At 67.8% G+C, this 19,016-nt stretch carries 17 protein-coding genes and 2 pseudogenes; 10 read left to right on the top strand and 9 right to left on the bottom strand.

The window, feature by feature from the left end; all coding sequences use genetic code 11:
- Nucleotides 1-79: 79 nt before the first annotated feature.
- From CGL27_RS00415 to CGL27_RS00395, 5 genes are all read right to left on the bottom strand, one after another.
- Nucleotides 80-1,162, bottom strand: a complete 1,083-nt coding sequence (locus CGL27_RS00415) for an alkaline phosphatase family protein (protein WP_162952821.1) — start codon at nt 1,160-1,162, stop codon at nt 80-82.
- Between the two features lie 85 nt (nt 1,163-1,247).
- A complete protein-coding gene (locus tag CGL27_RS00410) occupies nt 1,248-2,216 on the bottom strand; it encodes an ABC transporter substrate-binding protein (protein WP_119983747.1) in 969 nt (322 codons plus the stop codon).
- A 29-nt stretch (nt 2,217-2,245) separates the two neighbouring features.
- Entirely contained in the window at nt 2,246-3,001 is a 756-nt protein-coding gene (locus tag CGL27_RS00405; RefSeq protein WP_119994174.1) for an amino acid ABC transporter ATP-binding protein, read from the bottom strand.
- 59 nt (nt 3,002-3,060) lie between these two features.
- Entirely contained in the window at nt 3,061-4,032 is a 972-nt protein-coding gene (locus CGL27_RS00400; RefSeq protein ID WP_119983746.1) for an amino acid ABC transporter permease, read from the bottom strand.
- A 209-nt stretch (nt 4,033-4,241) separates the two neighbouring features.
- Entirely contained in the window at nt 4,242-5,372 is a 1,131-nt protein-coding gene (locus CGL27_RS00395) for an aminotransferase class I/II-fold pyridoxal phosphate-dependent enzyme (RefSeq protein WP_162952820.1), read from the bottom strand.
- Nucleotides 5,373-5,757: 385 nt separating this feature from the next.
- Here CGL27_RS00395 and CGL27_RS00390 point away from each other — a divergent pair, with 385 nt between their 5' ends.
- On the top strand, nt 5,758-6,642 hold the full coding sequence (locus tag CGL27_RS00390) for a MurR/RpiR family transcriptional regulator (RefSeq protein ID WP_119983744.1): 885 nt from the start codon (nt 5,758-5,760) through the stop codon (nt 6,640-6,642).
- A gap of 39 nt (nt 6,643-6,681) precedes the next feature.
- Nucleotides 6,682-7,329 carry an HAD family hydrolase gene (locus tag CGL27_RS00385; RefSeq protein ID WP_119983743.1) on the top strand — a complete coding sequence of 216 codons (648 nt, stop codon included), beginning with the start codon at nt 6,682-6,684 and terminating at the stop codon, nt 7,327-7,329.
- A gap of 186 nt (nt 7,330-7,515) precedes the next feature.
- Here CGL27_RS00385 and CGL27_RS00380 read toward each other — a convergent pair whose 3' ends face one another.
- Nucleotides 7,516-7,767, bottom strand: coding sequence for a hypothetical protein (locus tag CGL27_RS00380; protein ID WP_119983742.1), 252 nt, complete (start codon nt 7,765-7,767; stop codon nt 7,516-7,518).
- A 133-nt stretch (nt 7,768-7,900) separates the two neighbouring features.
- The gene (locus tag CGL27_RS00375) at nt 7,901-8,566 is read right to left on the bottom strand and encodes a GntR family transcriptional regulator (RefSeq protein WP_205587570.1); all 666 of its coding nucleotides are present in this window, start codon (nt 8,564-8,566) and stop codon (nt 7,901-7,903) included.
- A 586-nt stretch (nt 8,567-9,152) separates the two neighbouring features.
- On the opposite strand from CGL27_RS00375, the gene CGL27_RS00370 reads away from it, so the two are divergent.
- The 6 genes and pseudogenes from CGL27_RS00370 to ssuE all read left to right on the top strand — a co-directional run bounded on the left by CGL27_RS00370 (nt 9,153) and on the right by ssuE (nt 14,484).
- Nucleotides 9,153-9,974, top strand: a complete 822-nt coding sequence (locus tag CGL27_RS00370) for an ABC transporter permease subunit (RefSeq protein ID WP_205587569.1) — start codon at nt 9,153-9,155, stop codon at nt 9,972-9,974.
- Between the two features lie 44 nt (nt 9,975-10,018).
- On the top strand, nt 10,019-10,720 hold the full coding sequence (locus CGL27_RS00365) for an ABC transporter ATP-binding protein (protein WP_205587568.1): 702 nt from the start codon (nt 10,019-10,021) through the stop codon (nt 10,718-10,720).
- A gap of 91 nt (nt 10,721-10,811) precedes the next feature.
- Nucleotides 10,812-11,936 carry an NrtA/SsuA/CpmA family ABC transporter substrate-binding protein gene (locus CGL27_RS00360; protein ID WP_119983739.1) on the top strand — a complete coding sequence of 375 codons (1,125 nt, stop codon included), beginning with the start codon at nt 10,812-10,814 and terminating at the stop codon, nt 11,934-11,936.
- 58 nt (nt 11,937-11,994) lie between these two features.
- Nucleotides 11,995-13,359 (top strand): LLM class flavin-dependent oxidoreductase, encoded by a 1,365-nt coding sequence (locus tag CGL27_RS00355; RefSeq protein WP_205587567.1) that lies wholly within the window; start codon nt 11,995-11,997, stop codon nt 13,357-13,359.
- Nucleotides 13,360-13,438: 79 nt separating this feature from the next.
- Nucleotides 13,439-13,900, top strand: a complete 462-nt coding sequence (locus CGL27_RS00350; protein ID WP_119983738.1) for an OsmC family protein — start codon at nt 13,439-13,441, stop codon at nt 13,898-13,900.
- Nucleotides 13,901-13,928: 28 nt separating this feature from the next.
- A pseudogene (gene ssuE / locus CGL27_RS00345) lies at nt 13,929-14,484 on the top strand (NADPH-dependent FMN reductase).
- A gap of 270 nt (nt 14,485-14,754) precedes the next feature.
- Here the strand turns inward: ssuE and CGL27_RS00340 are convergent.
- A pseudogene (locus CGL27_RS00340) lies at nt 14,755-15,051 on the bottom strand (integrase core domain-containing protein); the annotation flags it as partial.
- Nucleotides 15,052-15,061: 10 nt separating this feature from the next.
- Nucleotides 15,062-16,456, bottom strand: coding sequence for an IS30 family transposase (locus CGL27_RS00335; protein ID WP_119983736.1), 1,395 nt, complete (start codon nt 16,454-16,456; stop codon nt 15,062-15,064).
- 190 nt (nt 16,457-16,646) lie between these two features.
- Between CGL27_RS00335 and CGL27_RS00330 the strand changes: the two genes are divergently transcribed.
- Nucleotides 16,647-17,831: an IS701 family transposase gene (locus tag CGL27_RS00330; protein WP_119983735.1), complete on the top strand. Its 1,185-nt coding sequence runs from the start codon at nt 16,647-16,649 to the stop codon at nt 17,829-17,831.
- Nucleotides 17,832-18,049: 218 nt separating this feature from the next.
- Nucleotides 18,050-18,981 (top strand): IS5 family transposase gene (locus CGL27_RS00325; RefSeq protein WP_240450281.1). Its coding sequence is split into 2 segments (ribosomal slippage): nt 18,050-18,466 and nt 18,469-18,981, totalling 930 coding nucleotides; the frame shifts between segments, so codons are not numbered across the junction.
- Nucleotides 18,982-19,016: the final 35 nt, after the last annotated feature.

The following is a 19,016-nucleotide window of genomic DNA, read 5'->3' as shown; positions in this document are numbered from 1 at the left end:
AAGCCGAGGATCCACCCCAGGTCGGCGGCCTGTGCGGGGGCGCTGGGCCGGGTGTCCGGTGCGCTGGGGATCAGCGCTCTCAGACTGAGGCCGTCGATGTACAGGTACGGCGTGCCAAGGGCGGTGCCCAGTGTCGCGAGCTGGGCCGGATCGTCACCGGTCGGCGGTGCCGGTGTGGAGCGTCTGAGGATGTGCCGTCCGTGGACCACGATCCAGTGCTCGCCGCTCGTTCGGCCGGCGGGGCCAGGGCGGGTGCTACCTGGGCGGGGGTGGCCCCGAGCATCAGCCGTACCAGCGCGCCGACGCTGTGGGTGTCGGTGCCCGGGGCGTTGTCGACCAGTTGCACGGCATCGGTGAGCGACGGCGGAATCAGTGACTCGATGTCGGCCACGTCGACCGTGTGCGTCGCGTTCGAGAAGCCGTGGTCGGCCGTCACGATGACGTCGGTGTGCGGTGTCTGCTCACGGACCCGGTCGATCAGCCGACGCAGTCGGCGGTCGATCTCGGAGAGGGCATCGTCCCCGGCCGGGCCATCGACGCCGTTGGCGTGTTGCACGTCGTCCAGCTCGCCCGACCACAGGACGAGGACATCCGGCGCCAGCTCCGGAATGACGTAGTCGACGATCAGGTCGGTTGCCCAGTCCAATTCGGGGAACGGACCGTCCGCGGCCTGGGGGAGACTGCCCGCGAGACGGCGCCGGACACTCTCGGGCCGCGCGTAGAAGGCATCATGACCGAACGGACGCGCGCCTATCGCGGCCCCGTGCCCGTCGACCGCTCCCGGATTGAGCAGCAGTGTGCAGCCGTTCGAACCCGTTCCGACGGCGACGAGCTTGTGCCCGTGGTCGGCGAGGTGTTCACCCAGAGCCGGCACGGGTAGCAGCCGATCACCCCGCAGGGAGCGGAGCAGCTCCACCAGGTGGTCGGGGCGGCCGGTGTCGATGAGGTGTCCGTCGGCCCAGAGGCGGTTGCCCGGAATTCCGGTGACGCCGGGGGGCGCTCCGCTGGCGAGGGACGCCGCGGCGGGGCGGGTCAGCGACGGTGCGACCGAGCGTGCTTGCCGGTACGACACGCCGCGGTGTGCAAGTTGCGTGAGGAACGGCATCTTCCGCACATCGGTCGCCCGTAGTCCGTCGACGACGACGAGGAGCGTGCTCACCATTCCGCGTTCTCCGATCGAGGCTCTGTCCATGAGGGCTGACCCGGGCCTGGGAGGGGTCCGGGTCCGACGTTCCGTGTTCGGGCGCTCACTTTTTCTCGATCGGCAGGCCGGGCGGGTTGAGCCGCGAGGTGCTCACCGCGTCGCTGGTGAGATCCCAGCGCGCCAGGATCTTCCTGTAGACGCCCTTCTTGATCAGGTAGTTGATCGCGTCGTTGAGCGGCTTGCCGAGGCCGTTGTCCTTCTTGGTGGTCGCGGCGATCAGGCCCTCCAGGTTCTTCCCGGCTCCGATGATGTCGCCGACGACCTGGGTCTGGCCGGACGTCCTGGCGTGGTACTGGGCCTCGGGGTTGGGATGGAGATAGGCGTCGATCTGGCCGGACTGGAGGGCCAGGTAGCAAGCCGATTCGTCCTGGTAGTACTTCACGTCGACGGCCTTGCGGCCCGCCTTGACGTTCTGGGCGCTCCAGTCCAGCAGGGCCTTCTCCTCACTGGTCCCGGTGGGCACGGCGATGGTCCTGCCCGCCACGTCCTTGGGGCCGGTGACGTGCCACGTCGCGCCCTTCTTGGCCTCGAACGCCTGCGCGTCCTTGCGGTAGGTGGCCATGTCGTACTTCTGCTTGCGCAGTTCGGTGACGGTGATGTTGGTGACGCCGACGTCGTACTTGCCGCTGTCCAGACCGACGAAGACCTGCTCGAAGGAGACCGGGGTGTAGTGCGCCTTGAGGCCGAACACCGAGGCGATCGCGTACGCCATGTCCGTTTCCACGCCGATGAGGGTCTTGTTGTCCGTGGCGAAGAAGGTGAGCGGTGCGGTGCTCCCCTTGGAGTTGCCGATTTCGAGGGTGCCCCGGGACCGGATGGCCGCGGGCACTTCAGCGGCGATGGAGGCGACCTTGGGTGCCGAGTAGCGGTTCTGGTCGGGGCCGGTGTTGAAGCGCTCCTTGGACGCCGGTCCGGACGCGTCCTTGGTGGGGCCGCCGCAGGCGCTCAGGGTGAGCGCGGCGGCGATGGCCAGGGTGAGAGCGGCGAGCTTGGGGCGGGGGAGTACGGACATGGTGGTCCTGTCTTTCGGAAGAAGTGGGGTCAGAGGACCTTGGAGAGGAAGGTGCGGGTGCGCTCGTGCCGGGGGGAGTCGAGCACGTCGGCCGGTGTCCCCTGCTCGACGATCCGGCCGTCGTCCATGAAGACCACGGTGTCGGCGACCTCACGGGCGAAGCCGATCTCATGGGTGACGACGATCATGGTGGTGCCGGCGCGTGCCAGATCCTTGATCACATCCAGCACCTCGCCGACCAGCTCAGGGTCGAGGGCGGAGGTGGGCTCGTCGAAGAGCAGCACCTTGGGTTCCAGGGCGAGCGCGCGAGCGATGGCGATGCGCTGCTGCTGGCCGCCGGACAGCTGCCCGGGGTAAGCGGTCGCCTTGTCGCGCAGGCCGACCCGCTCCAGCAGCCGCTCGGCGCGCTCCTGGGCCCGGGCACGCGGCACCCCCAGGGCGGAGACGGGTGCCTCGACCAGGTTGTCCTCCACTGTGAGATGCGGGAAGAGATTGAAGTTCTGGAAGACGAAGCCGATGTGGGTGCGCTGACGCAGCACCTCGCGCTCGCGCAGCTCGTGCAGCCTGTCGCCGACCCGCCGGTAGCCGATCAGTTCGCCGTCGATGGAGACGGTGCCGCGCTTGACCTTCTCCAGGTGGTTGATGCAGCGCAGCAGGGTGGACTTGCCGGATCCGGATGGGCCCAGCACAACGGTCACCTCGCCGACGCGGACCTGGAGGTCGACGCCCTTGAGTACCTCGACCAGGCCGTAGTTCTTATGGACGCCGCGTAGGTCGACGACCACCCGGGCGGTTTCGGCCGCGGCCTCGCGGGAACGGCGGCCGGCGGAAGGCGATGTCGTGGTCACCGCGGGGTCCCTTCATCCGCGGCAGCCGCGCGGAGGTTGCGGATGGCGAGGCGCACCCGCTCGACGGGGGTCGGTGGCAGCGCCCGCGTCGTGCCCTTGGCGAAGCGCCGCTCGACGTAGTACTGGAAGATCGAGAGGAGGGTGGTCAGCAGGACGTACCAGGTGGTGGCGACGAGCAGCATGGGCACGATGCGGGAAGTGCGTCCGTAGATGACCTGGACGGTGTAGAAGAGCTCCATGATCGCCATCACGGAGACGATCGAGGTGTTCTTGAACAGCGAGATCAACTGGTTGGCCGCGTTCGGCGCGATGGTCCGCATGGCTTGCGGCAGTACGATGCGCATGAGCTGACGGCGCTTGGGGATCCCCAGCGCGGCGGCGGCCTCCAGCTGACCGTGGCTGACGGACAGCACCCCCGCACGGACGATCTCCGAGGCGAAGGCGGCCTCGTTGACCGAGAGCGCGATGACGGCCGCACTCACCGAGCTGACCAGATTGGTGGTGCTGAAGGAGAAGAACTCCGGACCGAACGGCACCCCGATGCTCAGACGCGAGTACAGGTAGGAGATGTTGAACCAGAAGAGCACCTGCACCAGCAGCGGCACGGAGCGCACGATCCAGACGTAGCCGTAGGCGGTCACCCGCAGCAGGGGGTTGGGGGAGAGCCGCATGAAGGCCAGCACCATGCCGCCCACGAAGCCCGCCAACGCGGCGTAGAAGGTGAGCTCGATGGTCAGCCATACGCCGTGCAGAACGCTCGGGTCGAAGAAGTACTGCCGGAAAGTCGTCCATTCCAGGCCGGGGTTGGTGGCCAGGGCGTGCGCCAACTGCGCCACCAGGACGAGGGCGACGGCCACGGCCACCCATCGGCCGGGGTGCCGGACGGGGACGATCTTGGGGGGTCTGGACTGCCCGGCACCGCTGCCTGGTGGTGCGAGCGCCGCTTTGCCGTCAGTGGCAGCGGTCATGATGACGTCTCCGATTCAGCGGTGAGTTCGGGGAGCTCGCAGGCAGAGGGAGTGGTGGAACACGGTGTGGGCGACCATCGCCTGCTGCCGGCCCAAGCTGCTTGAGGCGGGGGAAGAGCACGTCGAAGCGGCCCTGCCGGTTTCCCGACGCCATGCTGCGGGCCCGTGGCGCTGACGGGATCGGCTCAGTGGATGGTCGGGCGAGCACATCAACCGGCCCAGCCGTCCAGGAGTTCGGCCATGGTCGACAGCCCGCAGCGCAGGTGTTCCTCCGCGATGGCGAAGCTCAGCCGCAGATGCCCGGGAGCCCCGAATGAAGCACCGGGCACCGTGATGACGCCGGAGTCCAGGAGGCGGTCTGCCACGGTGACGTCGTCCGGAGCGAACCCGCGGATGTCGGGGAAGACGTAGAACGCGCCGTCGGGAGGCGTCCGAAACAGCCCGAGAGGTTCCAGCACGACTTGGCACGCCTTCAGCCGGTCGCCGAGGATCGCCCGGAATCCGGCCGTCACATCCGGTCCGGTGAGGGCGGCCAGAGCGGCCGTCTGCGCGATGCGGCTGACGTTCGAGGTGGTGTGGGACTGGACGGCGGCAGCCGCGTCGATGACCTGCTTCGGGCCCGACATCCAGCCCACCCGCCAGCCCGTCATGGCGTAGGACTTGGACACACTGCCGACCGTGATGAGTCGGTCACTCACCCCGGGCTCGACCTGGCCCGGTGCGGGGATGGGCCGGAAGCCGAGATCGACGTAGGTCTCGTCCGAGACGATCCAGACGCCGTGCTTCGCCGCCCACGTGAGGAGTGCGCGCAGCTCCGACGCGTCGTAGACCAGTCCCGTCGGGTTGTTCGGCGAGCACAGCACCATCGCGCGGGTGGACGGGGTCCGAGCCGCCTCCAGGTTGTCCGGGGTGATCTTCAGCTCGCCGGCGGCCGGCTGGACGATCACCGGACTGCCGCCCGCCAGCTGGACCGAGGACGGGAAGGTCACCCAGTACGGCGCTGGTATCAGGACCTCGTCTCCGGGCTCGAGCAGCGCCGTGAACGTGTTGAACAACGCCTGTTTCGCACCATGGGTGACCAGTACGTTGGAGTCGTCGAGGGGTGTCGTGGTCCTTGGGATGAGCCGGTCGGCGATCGCCTGACGCAGGCGGGTTTCGCCGCCGGTCGGCCCGTAGTGATGGTTCTCCGGCCTGCGCGCGGCGTCGATGGCCGCGGTGACGATGTGGGCGGGGGTCGGCAGATCGAGTTCGCCTGCCGAGAAGTCGAAGACTTGGACGCCCTCACGGCGCAGTCTCGCGGCGCGTTGGCGCAAGGCGGCGGTCGGCGACAGGGTGATCACGGGGTTGTTCCTCGTTTCCGGAGTTGATCGGCCGCCTGGAGGCGGCGGACGCAAGGCCCCTGGTGTGCGGGGTCTGAGTGCTGCGCCGATGTCGATGGGCCCGACGGGCCACCTGGAAGCTGTGTGACTCTCCGTGCCCTTGGGGTCACTTCGGGTCGGTGTCGCCGTCCCGTGCGGCTGCTCGGCGCAGGGGCGTTCGAACACCTGCCGACCCGCGTCGGTGGTGTCAGGCTCGGAGTCGGGGGTGGCGCGCGAACCAAGCTGGGGTTACCGAAGGATGAACTATCCAGATACGGTTTGGAAGCCAGGATGGATGATCCATCCTGTGCTAGGGTCCTGCTCGCATCAACAGTCGATCCGTGCATGGCGAGCGAAGTGAGGTTCCGTGGTTGCGGCCAAGTCGTCCCTGGTGAGCGGCGAATTCGTCACGCGTGCCCAAGCCGCGCTGCCCGGCCTGGGCGCGACGGACAAGCGGTTCATCGAGCTGATTCTCAGCGATCCCGAAGCGGTAGTGCGCGGCTCGGTGACCGAGCTCGCCCAGAGGGCCGGCGTCGCACAGTCCTCGGCGGTCCGTGCCTGCCAGCGCATCGGGTACCGGGGCTACCAGGACGTCAAGCTCGCCATCACACGCGACCTCGCCCAGCAGGACGAGCAGGAGCAGGAACTCGCCCACGAAGAGGGAATCGACGGCCGGACACCGGCCGGCGACATCCTCGACCGCGTCCTGCGTCGCAGCGGCAGGGCCCTGGTCGACGCTGCACAGACCGTCGACCCCCAGTCGCTGTCACTCACCATCGACCGCATCGCCGCGGCCGGCCGCGTCCTCGTCGTCGGCAACGGCACCTCCGCGGCGCCGGCCCACGACGCCGCCTACCGGCTCTCCGCACTCGGCCTCGTCGCGATGTTTCCCACCGACGTCATGGCCCAGCACCTGGCCGCACGGCACCTCGACGAGTCCTGTGTATGCCTTGTCGTCAGCCACACCGGTGCAAGCCGCGAGTCGCTGCAGGCCGCGGAGGCGGCGCGGGCGGCAGGCGCCTTCACCGTCGCCATCACCAGCTTCACCAACTCCCCCCTGACCCGCGTCGTGGACGCCGCGCTGATCGCGGGAGGACCCGAATACGGCTTCCGCCTCGAAGCGATGGCCAGCCGTCTCGCCCACCTGGGGATCGTCGACGCACTCTTCGTCGGCATCGCGGTCCGCCGTCCCCAAGCATCGACCAAAGCACTCGACGTGATGGCCGACACCACGATCGAACACTCCCTGTAAAAGGAACACACACAAGTGCCCCACCACGACCACTCCCCAGTGATCGACCTGGCCGTTCTCGACATGGCCGGCACCACCATCGCCGACAACGGCATCGTCGAACGGGCGGTGGACAAAGCCCTGTCGCTCGCAGGTCTCGACGCGATCACCCCGGAAACGCTCCGGCCCTTGCGCGGCATGGCGAAGACAGACATGTTCAACCGTTTGGCCCCCGATCCGTACAAGGCTGCCCAAGCCCACCAGAACTTCGTGGACCTCATGCTCAAGGCCGTGCTGGCCGGTGAGCTGCCCGCCAGAGACGGCGCCGAGGAAGTCCTCGTCGCCTTGCGAGAACGCGGAGTCAAGACCTGTCTCATGACCGGCTTCGACGCCGCGGTCCAGGACGCGCTCCTCGACACGCTCGGTTGGCGCGACCTTGTCGACCTCACCGTTGCCCAGTCCGGAACACTCCGTGGCCGCCCCTACCCCGACCTGATCCTCGCCGCGGTCATCGGCCTCGGGATCGACGCGGTGCAGCGCGTCCTCGTCGCCGGCGACACAGCCAACGACCTGCTCGCCGGCACGCGCTCCGGAGCCGGACACGTCATTGGAGTCCTCGGCGGAGCACACGAGAGGGAGCAGCTCGAGGCCGCACCGCACACCGCCATCGCCGACAACCTGGGAGAAGTGCTTGTGAACTTCGACTGAAGCGTGTCGCAGAAGCCGATCGGGCGGCCCGAGCGAGGCTGAATTCTGCATCCGGACGACAACATGTTCCACGCGGGCGCGGGCCTTGCGGCGCTCAGTGCTGATCCGTAACCGCTCGATGGCGTCCTGCGGGGCCCGGACCGCTGCCCTGATGGCGTCAGCCTGTGCTCCCACGCGGCATCGGCCTCACGCCGCCGCCGAACCCGCGGGACGCTGTTCCAGGGCCCCTCCGTGCTCCGAGCGAACCCGCCGTGCCGTCACCAGCCCGCCGAAGCTGGACGAACCGCCTGCGCCGCCCGGGGAGTTGCCGTTGCCCGCCGCGCCGCCCGTGCCGACGGTGACGGACTCCACCGAGCCGAGGGCGGAGACCTCGAGCAGGCTTTCCGAGTAGCCGCCGCCGCGCCCCGGGCCTGACGATGCACTGGTTGTCCCCAGCATCCGCACCCGCGGAGCCGCCGCTTGCGTCCTGCCCGAGGCCCGCCCACCCGGCCGGCCAGGGGTAATCGCGGGCATGGTCCACTCCCATCGGCGGAGAACGTTCAAACAGCAGGGGCGACAGTCACCGCCTTCACTATGACGTGCCTCGCGCCGACCGGGCCAGCGCGCCGAGGCGCAGGTCACGGGTGCGGCTCTGGTGCGCGATCATGAGGTCGCGCGCGGCGGACGCGTCGCGGTGTCGTACCGCCTCCAGGATCCCGGCGTGCTCCGTGAGGATCTGCTCGAGGTTGTCGGGCAGATCGGTGGCTGAAGAGGTGTGTGCGTCGTACGTCTTCAACTGGGCGTCCAGACGGTCCATCAGTTCGGCGATGGTGGGGTTGTGCCCGGCCTCGCGCAGCGCCACGTGCCACTCGCTGTTGAGGTCCCGCAGTTCGGCGGGATCGGTGGTGTCCGCCGTGCTTTCGTGGACGTGGACGAGCCGGGCGAGGTCGAGCTCCGTCCGTCGCATGGCGGCGGCTTGGGCGATCGTCGACTCAAGGGCGATGCGTGCCTCGCAGATCTGCAGGATCTCCTCCGGGGTACGGGTGCGGACCACGTAGCCGCGAGTCGCCTGTTCGACCAGCCCGTCCTGCTCAAGCCTGATCAGGGCCTCCCGCACCGGGGTGCGCGACACGTTGTACTCGGCGCTCAGAGCCGATGGGATCAGTACGGTCCCCGGTCCCGACTGCCCGTTGACGATGCTCTGCCGGATGCGGGCGTAGTGGCTCATGGTGTGTCCATCGTCCTGTGAAGCGGTCACGTCCTCTTCCCTGTCATCTAGTCCACCACTCGATACAAGTGTATACAGATGTTTGCACGTAAATGCAGCGGCCGTTATGATCCCCACAAGTGCTCCGCAAGGCTCGGAGCGCACGGCAGACGGCCGTCCTCCATGTTCAGGGGAGTTCCAGATGCATCGCGATGCCCAGTCACGGCGGCGTCCTGCCCGCCTGGCCGTCGTGATCGCCTTCCCGTGGCGGACCGAGTTGACGTGCCGTCGGCACATCGACCTCATGCGCAGCTCCAGCGCGCGCTGTCGCTGATCTTGATCACTTCGTAGCTTCACGTCTGGCGAGCCCGGCTCTCACACGTGAGCGTTTCCCCCAGCACGTCGCCTTTGGCTCAGCCCGGGCAATGTGTCCTTCACGCCACCCGCCGCGCGCGGGAACCCTCCCACGGCCTCACGCTCTTTCGGCTCCTGTGTCGACTTCCTGTGCGGGTGAGGACCGAGGCGATCACTCCTGGAAGGGAGACCCATGCCCGAGCGGCAACTGTTCGCAAAAGAAGGGGGTCCGCTCCCTTCCGAGCCGGTGGAGAGTACCGGGTCCGAAGCGGGGCGCGGGCCGGTGCCACCCTCGTCCCGATCCCCTGTCCTGCGCCGGATCGTCAGCCGACTACCTGCCGTCGGTCGTGCGGTCGGCCCCTGGGCCGTACCGCTGCTGGCTCTCGTGATCTGGCAGGTCACGGCTCGGATCGGCGTCCTCTCGCCCTCCGTCCTGCCCGCTCCCGAGGTGGTGGTACAGGCAGGTTCCGATCTCGCCGCCACCGGCGAACTCCAGCGGCACATCCTCGCCAGCCTGTGTCGCATCGCGCAGGGGTTCGGGCTCGGAGCGGTCACCGGCCTCGTGCTCGGGTTTCTGGTGGGCATGTCCAAAATTGCGGACATACTTCTGGACCGCTCACTGCAGATGGTCCGCACCATCCCGCACCTGGCCCTGGTGCCGCTGATGATCGCGTGGTTCGGCATCGGCGAGGAGCCCAAGATTCTTCTCGTGGCGCTGGGCACGTTCTTTCCCATCTACCTGAACACCGTCACCGGTATCCGCGGAGTGGACCCCAAACTGCTCCAGCTCGGCCGCTCATACGGACTGGGGCGATGGGCCCTGGTGCGGGAGATCGCGGTTCCCGGCGCGATGCCCACCATTCTGGCCGGCATCCGCTACTCCCTGGGCGTCGCCTGGATCACGCTCGTGATCGCCGAGACCATCTCGGCCGATGAGGGAATCGGCTACCTCGCCCAGGACGCGCGCCAGATGCTCCGCACCGACCAGATCGTGCTCGCCATCGTGCTGTACGCCTGCGCCGGCCTGCTCGCCGATCTCCTCACCCGGCTCATCGAACGAAGGGTCCTGCGATGGCACCCCAACTACCGCCGCCCGTCCCCGTGACGCGTCCTCAAGCTTCGGCGGGTGCCAGGCTTTCGCTTGACTCAGTGGGTCGGCAGTACGGCGACCGGTGGATTCTGCGGAACCTCGACCTGGAGATCGAGTCCGGCTCCTTCGTCTCCTTCCTCGGCCCCAGCGGCGTGGGCAAGAGCACACTGCTGCGGATCATCGCCGGCCTCGAGCAGCCGAGCACAGGCAGTGTCACCCTCCACGGAAGCGGACCGGGGCCCGTCACAGCCCGCATGATGTTCCAGGAGGACCGCCTGCTGCCCTGGCGCAGCGTCGAGGACAACGTCCGACTGGGCGTCAACGGCCGCAGGCACGAGGCACGTTCGCTGCTGCGGGCCGTGGGCCTGGACGGCCGAGGACGCGCCTGGCCGACCGAACTGTCCGGAGGACAGAAGCAGCGAGTCGCCCTCGCCCGTGCCTTGCTGCACCACCCCGAACTCCTGCTTCTGGACGAGCCGTTCGGTGCCCTGGACGCCATCACCCGGATCAAAATGCAGCAACTCGTGGAACGGCTCTGGCTGGACCAGCCGCGCACCGTCCTGCTCGTCACCCATGACGTGGAGGAAGCGCTCGTGCTCTCCGACCGCGTACTGGTCCTGGCGGCCGGCTCGATCGGACGAGACCTGAGGGTCGACCTTCCCCGCGGGGATCGGCGCGGGCACCCGCGCCTCGTGGCCTGGAAGGAGGAGATCCTCCAGGACCTGCTCGAACCCGCGTCCGCCGGCACCGAAGCCGCCTGAATCAGCCCGGACACCGGCTGCGGACCGACCGTCCCCGGCCCACCCCCGTACCCCTTTATCCGCGTCCCCGCGGAATGCCAAGGACCTCACCATGCCCAGACTCCGCCGTATCACCTCCCGCTCTGCCGCCCCCACGACTCCTGCCGACGGGCTTTCACGCCGTGGACTCCTCGCCCTTGGCGGTCTCGCCGCCCTCACCCCCGCCCTCGCGGCCTGCGGTGCGGACAAGACAGGCGCACCGGAGATCAAGCCGCTCGCGGACGGAGTGCCCCAAAAGCTCCGCTTCGCGGTCATCGGAAGCGGCAAGACCGGCATACCCGCGACCCTCCGCTACAAGATGAACGGCGTGAACCTCGGAAAGGCTCTCGGCGGCACGACCGTCTCCTGGCCGTCGGGGTTCACCGCCTCCCTGCCCGTCATGGAGGCATTCAAGGCCGGAAGCGTCGACTTCTCCTTCGCCACCGCCACCGCCGTCGCCTACGCGGTCGGCGGCGACGTCCCCATCGTGCCGCTCGCCGCCTACCCGCTGCCCGGCACCGAGGTCGAGATCCTCGTGCCGCGCGGATCAGCCGTCCGCGGCGCCGCAGACCTCAAGGGCAAGCGGATCGCCGACCAGAAGGGCACGACCGGCACCTACAGCCTCATCAAGTACCTGGAGACCGCCGGATTGCGGCTGGACGATATCGACTACGTCAACCTGCCCGCCGCGGACGCGGAGTCCGCGTTCGCCAACGGCAAGGTCGACGCCTGGATCAGCTGGCAGCCCGCGATCGGCCTGGCCAAGGCCCGGCACAAGGCGCGCAGCCTGCCCGGCGTCAAGACGTACGACTACAGCTTCTACGTGGCCGGCGAGTCGTTTGTGAAGGACTATCCCGAAGCGGTGGCGAAGACCGTGCGCGCCGTCCGTGACGCGCAGCGCAGCATCAACCGGTCACCCGAGAAGAGCGTCGAGTTCTTCGACCGCATCGGCGGCTTCGGCTCGACGGATGTGGAGCGCGACGTCTACCTGGAGCTGACCCGCAAGAAGCTCCTGTCCGACTCGAACGCCGATGCCCTCGCGGCGGTCGACGGCGAGGCGATCGAGAGCACCCAGGATCTCGCCGACAACTTCCACGCCCTGGGCGTCTACCCGTCCAAGATCGATGTGGCCGGGTTCCTGCGGGACACCCGCTTCGATTCCATCAGGAAGACGGTCGCCGCCGAACTGGGGAAGTGACCTCAGCACCGATCTCGGACAGTCCACGGCCGCGTAACTCTCAGGCAGAAAGACCCCGATGAACAGCTCCCGGAACCACACGAACCACATGCATCTGGCCGCCTTCGTGACCGCGGGGCCCGGTCGGCCCGGCGGCTGGCGCCACCCGGGCGCCGACCGGAACTGGCTGTCCGCGTCCCATTACCAACACATCGGCAGGGTGCTCGAAGAGGGCAAGTTCGACCTGATGTTCTTCGCGGACATCCTGTCCGTACCGGACCGCCTCGGCAACAGCATGGACAGCCAGCTCCGGTACGGATCGCTCGGGTCCCTGCGCCTGGACCCCACCCCCATCCTGGCATCGATCGCGGCCGTCACCGACCACATCGGCCTGGCCGCCACCGTCTCCACCAGTTATCTGGAACCCTTCCCAGTGGCACGTTCGTTCGCCACGACCGATCACATCAGCGGCGGCCGGGCTGCTTGGAACGTGGTCACTTCCTTCCAGGACTCCGAAGCGCGCAACTTCGGCAACGGTCGTCACATCGACCGGGACAAGCGCTACGAGCGGGCCGATGAGTTCCTCGAAGTGGCCTGCAAGCTCTGGGACAGCTGGGAGGACGACGCTCTCGTCCTCGACCCGGACACCCCGCTGTTCGCCGAACCCGAGCGCGTTCGCCACATCGACCATGAGGGGGAGTGGTTCAGTGTCCGGGGCCCGCTCAACGTGGCGCGTCCGCCACAAGGTTACCCGGTGATCATCCAGGCCGGCGCCTCGCCCAAGGGGCGTGACTTCGCGGCCCGTTGGTCGGACGTCATCTTCTGCAGCCACGCCTCGCTCGAGTCGGCCCGTGAGTTCTACGATGACATCAAGGGCCGTGCCGAGCGCCATGGCCGTCGCCCCGAGGACGTCAAGATCCTGCCGATGGCGACCCCCGTCATCGGCCCCACCACCGAGGCGGCACAGCGGTCCGCGGATGAACTGGCCGACCTGGTACCGCCGCTGGCGGGGCTGTCGACTCTGTCCTACCACCTGGACGTCGACCTCTCGGGTCTCCCGCTCGACGAGCCGCTGCCCGATGTGGATGTTCCCGGTGTCCAGGGCCACTACAAGGAGGTCGTGGAGATGACTCGGCGCGAGGGCCTGACGCTGCGGGAACTGGGCAAGCGCTACGGCGGCCGCGTCGAGGGCAGTTTCGTCGGCACCGCTGCCGAGGTCGCCGACGGCATGGAGCGATGGTTCACCGAAGGCGCCTGCGACGGGTTCACCCTGGGTGCCGTCCACACGCCGGGCGCCTTCGAGGACTTCGTTCGTCAGGTGGTGCCGGAACTCCAGCGGCGGGGTGTGTTCCGGACCGAGTACGAAGGCAGGACGCTGCGCGACAACCTGGGCCTGGAGCGCCCTGCGGCCGGAGCGTGGCGCGGCCGCCGGCACGGCGTATGACCCGCTACCGGTGGGGGCGCGATCCCCGAGTCGCGCCCGCCCTGCCTCTCTTCGACGACCAAAGGGAAGACCACGGACGATGACGACAGCAGGCCAGACCACGAGCATCAGCGGCCGAAGCACGGACACCCCGGGCCGGTTCCTGGTGACCGCACGCGGCAACCACTTCGTCTCCGACGCGCGAACCGGGCCGGGGGAGGCGGTCCAGGCGGGGGAGCTGTTGCTGGCATCGCTCGCGTCCTGCTCCCTGAGCAACATCCAACTCCACGCGCAGGAACGGGAATCGGGTCTGACCGGCGGGCAGGCTCAGGTCAGCTACGAACGCGATCCCGAGGACCCCACCCGCTATGCCTGCATCCGCCTCGAACTGCGGCTGAGCGGAGTCACCCAGGAGGAGGCCGAGGCCTTGACCGGGCTCTTCACCGACAGCTGTCCCATCTACAACACGCTGCGGCGGGGCGGGAACGTCCAGATCGCCGTCCGCACCGAAGCGCCTGCCCCCGCCTCCTCCGTTCCCACGGGACGAGCACGGGCGGTGTGACCTCGCGCGCCAACCTGGAGGGTCCTTCATGGCCGCCATTCTGTCCGTCTCGGGAAGCCCGTCCGCCGTCTCACGCACGGCTCATCTGCTTCGCCATGTGACGAGTCGACTCACGCGCCACGGCCACGAGGTGGCCACCTTGGACGTCCGGACGCTGCCGGCCAGCGCGCTTTCTCGGCGCCGACTTCCACCACCCGGCGATCGTCGAGGCGGCGGCCCGGTTCGAGCACGCGGACGGGGTCGTGATCGGCACTCCCGTCTACCAGGCTGCCTACAGCGGTCTGCTGAAGGCCCTGCTCGATCTCCTCCCGCAGTACGCACTCGTCGGCAAGACCGTGTTGCCCCTTGCCACGGGCGGCAGCACCGCCCACGTCCTGGCCATCGACTATGCGTTGCGCCCCGTCCTGAGCTCCATGGGGGCCGCGCACATCGTGCAGGGGCGGTTCACTCTGGACAGGGACATCGCAGTCGGTGACGAGCGCGCCGATATCGATCCGGCGGCGGCCAATGCGCTGGACCGGGTCACCGACGCTTTCTCAATCGCGCTGCCCGGCCCCGCGAACATCCTGGCATCCACGGCATGACGCCCGCGCAGGTCATGGCCTGGGTTATGGTGCCGCGACCATGCTCGACTGCGACGACCAGGGTGACCCGGGGGCCGGTATCCGCGGGGACCTTCTTACCCGACCTTGGAGGTACCACAGCGATGACGCCGGCCGACCCCACAGCTCAGAGCTCCGAAGCGCTCGCCCCGCCACCCGGCTGTCCCGCACATCGAAGCGGCGAGCTCCCACACGGCGGGGACCATGTCAGCCCTCTCAACCGGGGCCCTGACCTCGGATCCTGGACACGGGCTATGCGGCTGGTGTCAGCGTAGTTGGTGTGGGATGGAGGGCGTTCTCGAAAGCGATCGGTGATTGTTGTCCGAGGTGGGAATGTCGGCGTCGGGTATTGTAGTGGTGGAGCCATCGGAACGCGTCGAGCCTGGCCTCGCGCTCATTGGGCCAGCTCTTTCGTCCTTGCAGGGTCTCGCGTTTGAAGGTTGCGTTGAAGGACTCGGCGAGGACGTTGTCCGCGCTGGACCCCACCGCGCTCATGCTCTGCTGGACCCCGGCCGACCTGCAGTTTTCAGCGAAGGCTCTACTTGTATATTGCTCAGATTCAACTGGTCGATGCAACACCGTCTTGTTGGAGCAACTGTAGGTACTTGTTGAATGCTTCGGCGGGTGTCTTCCAGCCGAGTGTCTTTCGTGGTCGGGTGTTCAAGGCGTGAGCGACTGCCTCGATCTCCTCGGCGCTCCAGCGGGACAGGTCGGTGCCCTTGGGGAAGTACTGACGCAGCAGGCCGTTAGTGTTCTCGTTCGTGCCGCGCTGCCAGGGGCTTTGCGGGTCGGCGAAGAAGACGGGGATTCCGGTCTCGACCTTGAACTGGGTATGGGCCGACATCTCCTTGCCGCGGTCCCAGGTCAGCGATCGAGCGAGCTGCGCGGGCAGGGTCGACATCGTTGTGGCCAGCGCGTTCTTCATCGATACTGCGCCGTAGCCGGCCAACGCAGGACCGTTCTTCGTCCGTTGGATCTCGCCGTACCCCTCTTCCCGGGGCAGGTGGACCAGCATGGTGAACCTGGTCGTTCGCTCCACGACGGTGCCGACCGCTGAACGTTCCAGCCCGATGATCAAGTCGCCTTCCCAGTGGCCAGGAACAGCGCGGTCCTCAGCTTCAGCGGGCCGCTCACTCAGGAGCGCTTCGGGCGTGACGTGTGCCCAGGTCTTGCGACGTGAGCGGGCTCGGGGTGCGCGTAGTGCGCGACCGGTGCGTAGACACAAGATGAGCTCGCGCTTGAGCGCGCCCCGACTCTCGATATAGAGCGCCTGGTAGATCGCCTCGTGGCTGATGCGCATGGACTCATCATCGGGGAAGTCGAGCTTGATCCGGTTCGCGATCTGCTCCGGGCTCCACGCCTGCACCCAGGCGCGGTCCTTGCGGTGCGGCTTGTTCCGGCCGGTCCACTTCCCCGTCGTTGGTCCCTCGATGGGGGTCCCGTCGGGGCGGCTGATCTGCCCGGACAACCGTTCTTGGACATAGGCATGCAACCGAGGGTTCGTGACCAGCTTTGCCGTCTTCGGCCGCCGCGCGACCAGGTCGGCCTTCCACTGAGCGACCGACGCCCGGTACTCAACCTTTCCGCTGCGGGTCGCGGCATTGCGTCGCAGCTCGCGCGAGATTGTCCCAGGATGGCGACCGATGGTCCGAGCGATCTCGCGTACGCCTTTGCCCTGGACCTTGAGTAGCGCGATCTCCTCACGTTCACGAAACGACAGGTATCTGCCCGTAGGCGGCGTCGGGTCGAACGGGCGCATCCCGCCACCGTGGCGGAACCACCGGCCGCCAACAGGCTGTGACGCGCTGACAGCAGCCGCGGCCTCCTCGGGCAACAGCCCCTTGGCGATCTCGTCCCAGAACGCCACCTCGACCTCGCGATGAAACGTCGGATGCCCCGGCGACCTCATCGCCGGACGAATCGCGCGATCTGCTGCTTGCTGTCGACGAACCATCCAACACCTCCACGATCACGAGGTGTTGCGACGACCGGTTGAATCCGCCAGAACGCTGTCACCACCCGCAAACGGCGAGGCTAAGGCCGTGCATATACGTGAGGGCCGGCGGTGCAACCGCCGGCCCTCCCAGCTAGTACTGCAACGGTGCTTGCCGTGACTGCTGGCCAGCTCAGTCGTTGGTCCGGTTATGGGTGGGGACCTTGCTGATGTCAGGTTGTGGGCCGGGGAACTGAGTGCGGTGCACGAGCGGTTCGTGCACCGGTTCAACCGGGAGGAGCCACGTCAGTCGGCGCTGGCTTATATGCGGGGGCTGATTGCTCCGCTGGAGCGGAAGAACGGCTGGACGCTCGCGGAAGAAGCCGGGCACACGGGGCCCGACCGCATCCACCGGCTGCTGAACCGGATCGACTGGGACGCCGACGAGGTCCTGGACGACGTACGTGACTACGTCGTCGAACAGCTCGGAGACCGGGAAGCCGTTCTGATCGTCGATGACACCGGCTTCCTCAAGAAGGGCATCCGCTCGGCCGGCGTGCAAAGGCAGTACTCCGGCACCGCCGGACGCACCGAGAACAGCCAGATCGGTGTGTTCCTCGCCTACGCAACGAATCGTGGACGCACGCTGATCGACCGCCGCTTGTATCTGCCCACGTCATGGACGGACGACCGGGAAAGGTGCCGACGGGCCGGCATCGACGACAGCGTCGCCTTCGAGACGAAGGTGACCATGGCCAAGGCGATGATCCGCCGGGCGATCAGGGACAAGATCCCGTTCGGATGGGTGACGGCGGACGCCGCCTACGGCTTCAGCAAGGGCTGGCGCTCCGAGCTGGAACAGGCCGATGTCTTCCACGTCATGGCCACCACCCGGCACGACACCGTCGTCACCCGCTGGTCCATCGACCACCCCGTCCACGACCTGTTCCCCGGCCTCCCACACCAGAAGTGGAAGCGCCGCTCGTGCGGCAAGGGGGCACATGGCCCGCGGATCTATGACTGGGCCCGCGTCGAGGTCCGGCCCTGGCACCGCGATGACCGCCGGCACTGGGTCCTCGCCCGCCGCAGCGTCAGCAGGCCCGAGGAGATCTCCTACTACATCGCCTACTGCCCGGCCGGTACCACTCTGGACGAGCTCATCCGCATCGCGGGCAGCCGATGGGCCGTTGAGGAATGCTTCCAGACCGCGAAGCAGGAATGCGGCCTGGACGACTACCAAGTCCGCCGCTACCCCGGCTGGCACCGCCACATGACCCTGGCCATGGCCGCCCACGCCTGCCTCACCATCCTGCGCGCCCGCGAACTCGACGCCGACAAAGCAGAAACGGATCCTCCCAGCTCATCCACCTCAGCCTCGCCGAGATCCGACGCCTGATCACCCGACTCACAAACCGCCACCCCACCCCGGTCGACCACATCCTGCACTGGTCGACATGGCGCCGCCGACGCCAGCACCAGGCCCGAATCAGTCACCACAAACGACGCGGACACAGCCCCTGAAACTGGCCAGCAGTCACAGCAAGCACCGTTGCAGTACTAGGACTTGTCCGGTCGATCATGTGACTACTCGCCGTCCGGGTCGTTGATGTGGACATGGGGCGGGGTGACTTGAGCGATGCTGAGTGGGAACGGCTGCGGCCGTTCCTGCCGGTCAGCAATAGGCGTTGTGGCCGGTGGAGGGATCACAGGCAGGTGATCGACGGGATTCTGCACCGGGTGCGGACTGGTGTGCAGTGGCGTGACCTGCCGGAACGGTTCGGGCCGTGGAAGACGGTCTATGAACGGCACCGGCTGTGGTCGGCGGACGGGACGTGGGAACGTCTGCTGCAGCAGGTCCAGGCTGCGGCTGACGCGGCGGGTGAGATCGACTGGGACATCTCGGTGGACTCCACCATTGTTCGCGCTCATCAGCACGCGGCCGGCGCCCGGACCGATCCGCCGCCGATCCCGGCATCAAAGGGGGCCGAGCAAGCAGAACACCAGGGCGAAACAGCGTGGCAGAGCCTGCATGCCCGCCTGGTGGAGGTGGTGCAGGAAGTGAGGGCCTGGGCCGCTCGCGGGGCGGGTTCACCAGCAAACTCCACCTGAGCGCCGACGGCCGGTGCCGCCCGCTGTCCCTCATCGTCACACCAGGCCAGCGGGCGGACTGCACCCAGTTCACGAAGGTGCTGGACAAGATCCGCGTTCCTAAGCTCGGCCCGGGCAGGCCCCGCAAGGGGCCTGACAGCCTCGCCGCGGACAAGGCCTATAGCAACGGACCCATCCGCAAGTACCTGCGACGCCGGGGAATCCGGCACACCATCCCGGAGAAGGCTGACACCCAGACCGCCCGCCTGCGCAAAGGCTCACGCGGCGGACGGCCACCCGGCTTCGATGAAGAGCGGTACAAGAAACGCAACACCATCGAACGAGCCATCAACCGACTCAAGCAGCACCGGGCCGTGGCCACCAGATACGACAAGCGCGGCTACGTCTTCCTCGGCACAGCCACCGCAGCAGCACTCGCCATCTGGCTCAGAACATGATCGACCGGACAAGCCCTAGGAACCGCCGAGGGATG

The organism is Streptomyces sp. 11-1-2, assembly GCF_003595545.1.
Taxonomy (GTDB): Bacteria; Actinomycetota; Actinomycetes; order Streptomycetales; family Streptomycetaceae; genus Streptomyces; species Streptomyces hygroscopicus_B.
Note: the sequence above shows the minus strand (reverse complement) of the source record. Positions and strands in the feature narration are given on the sequence as shown.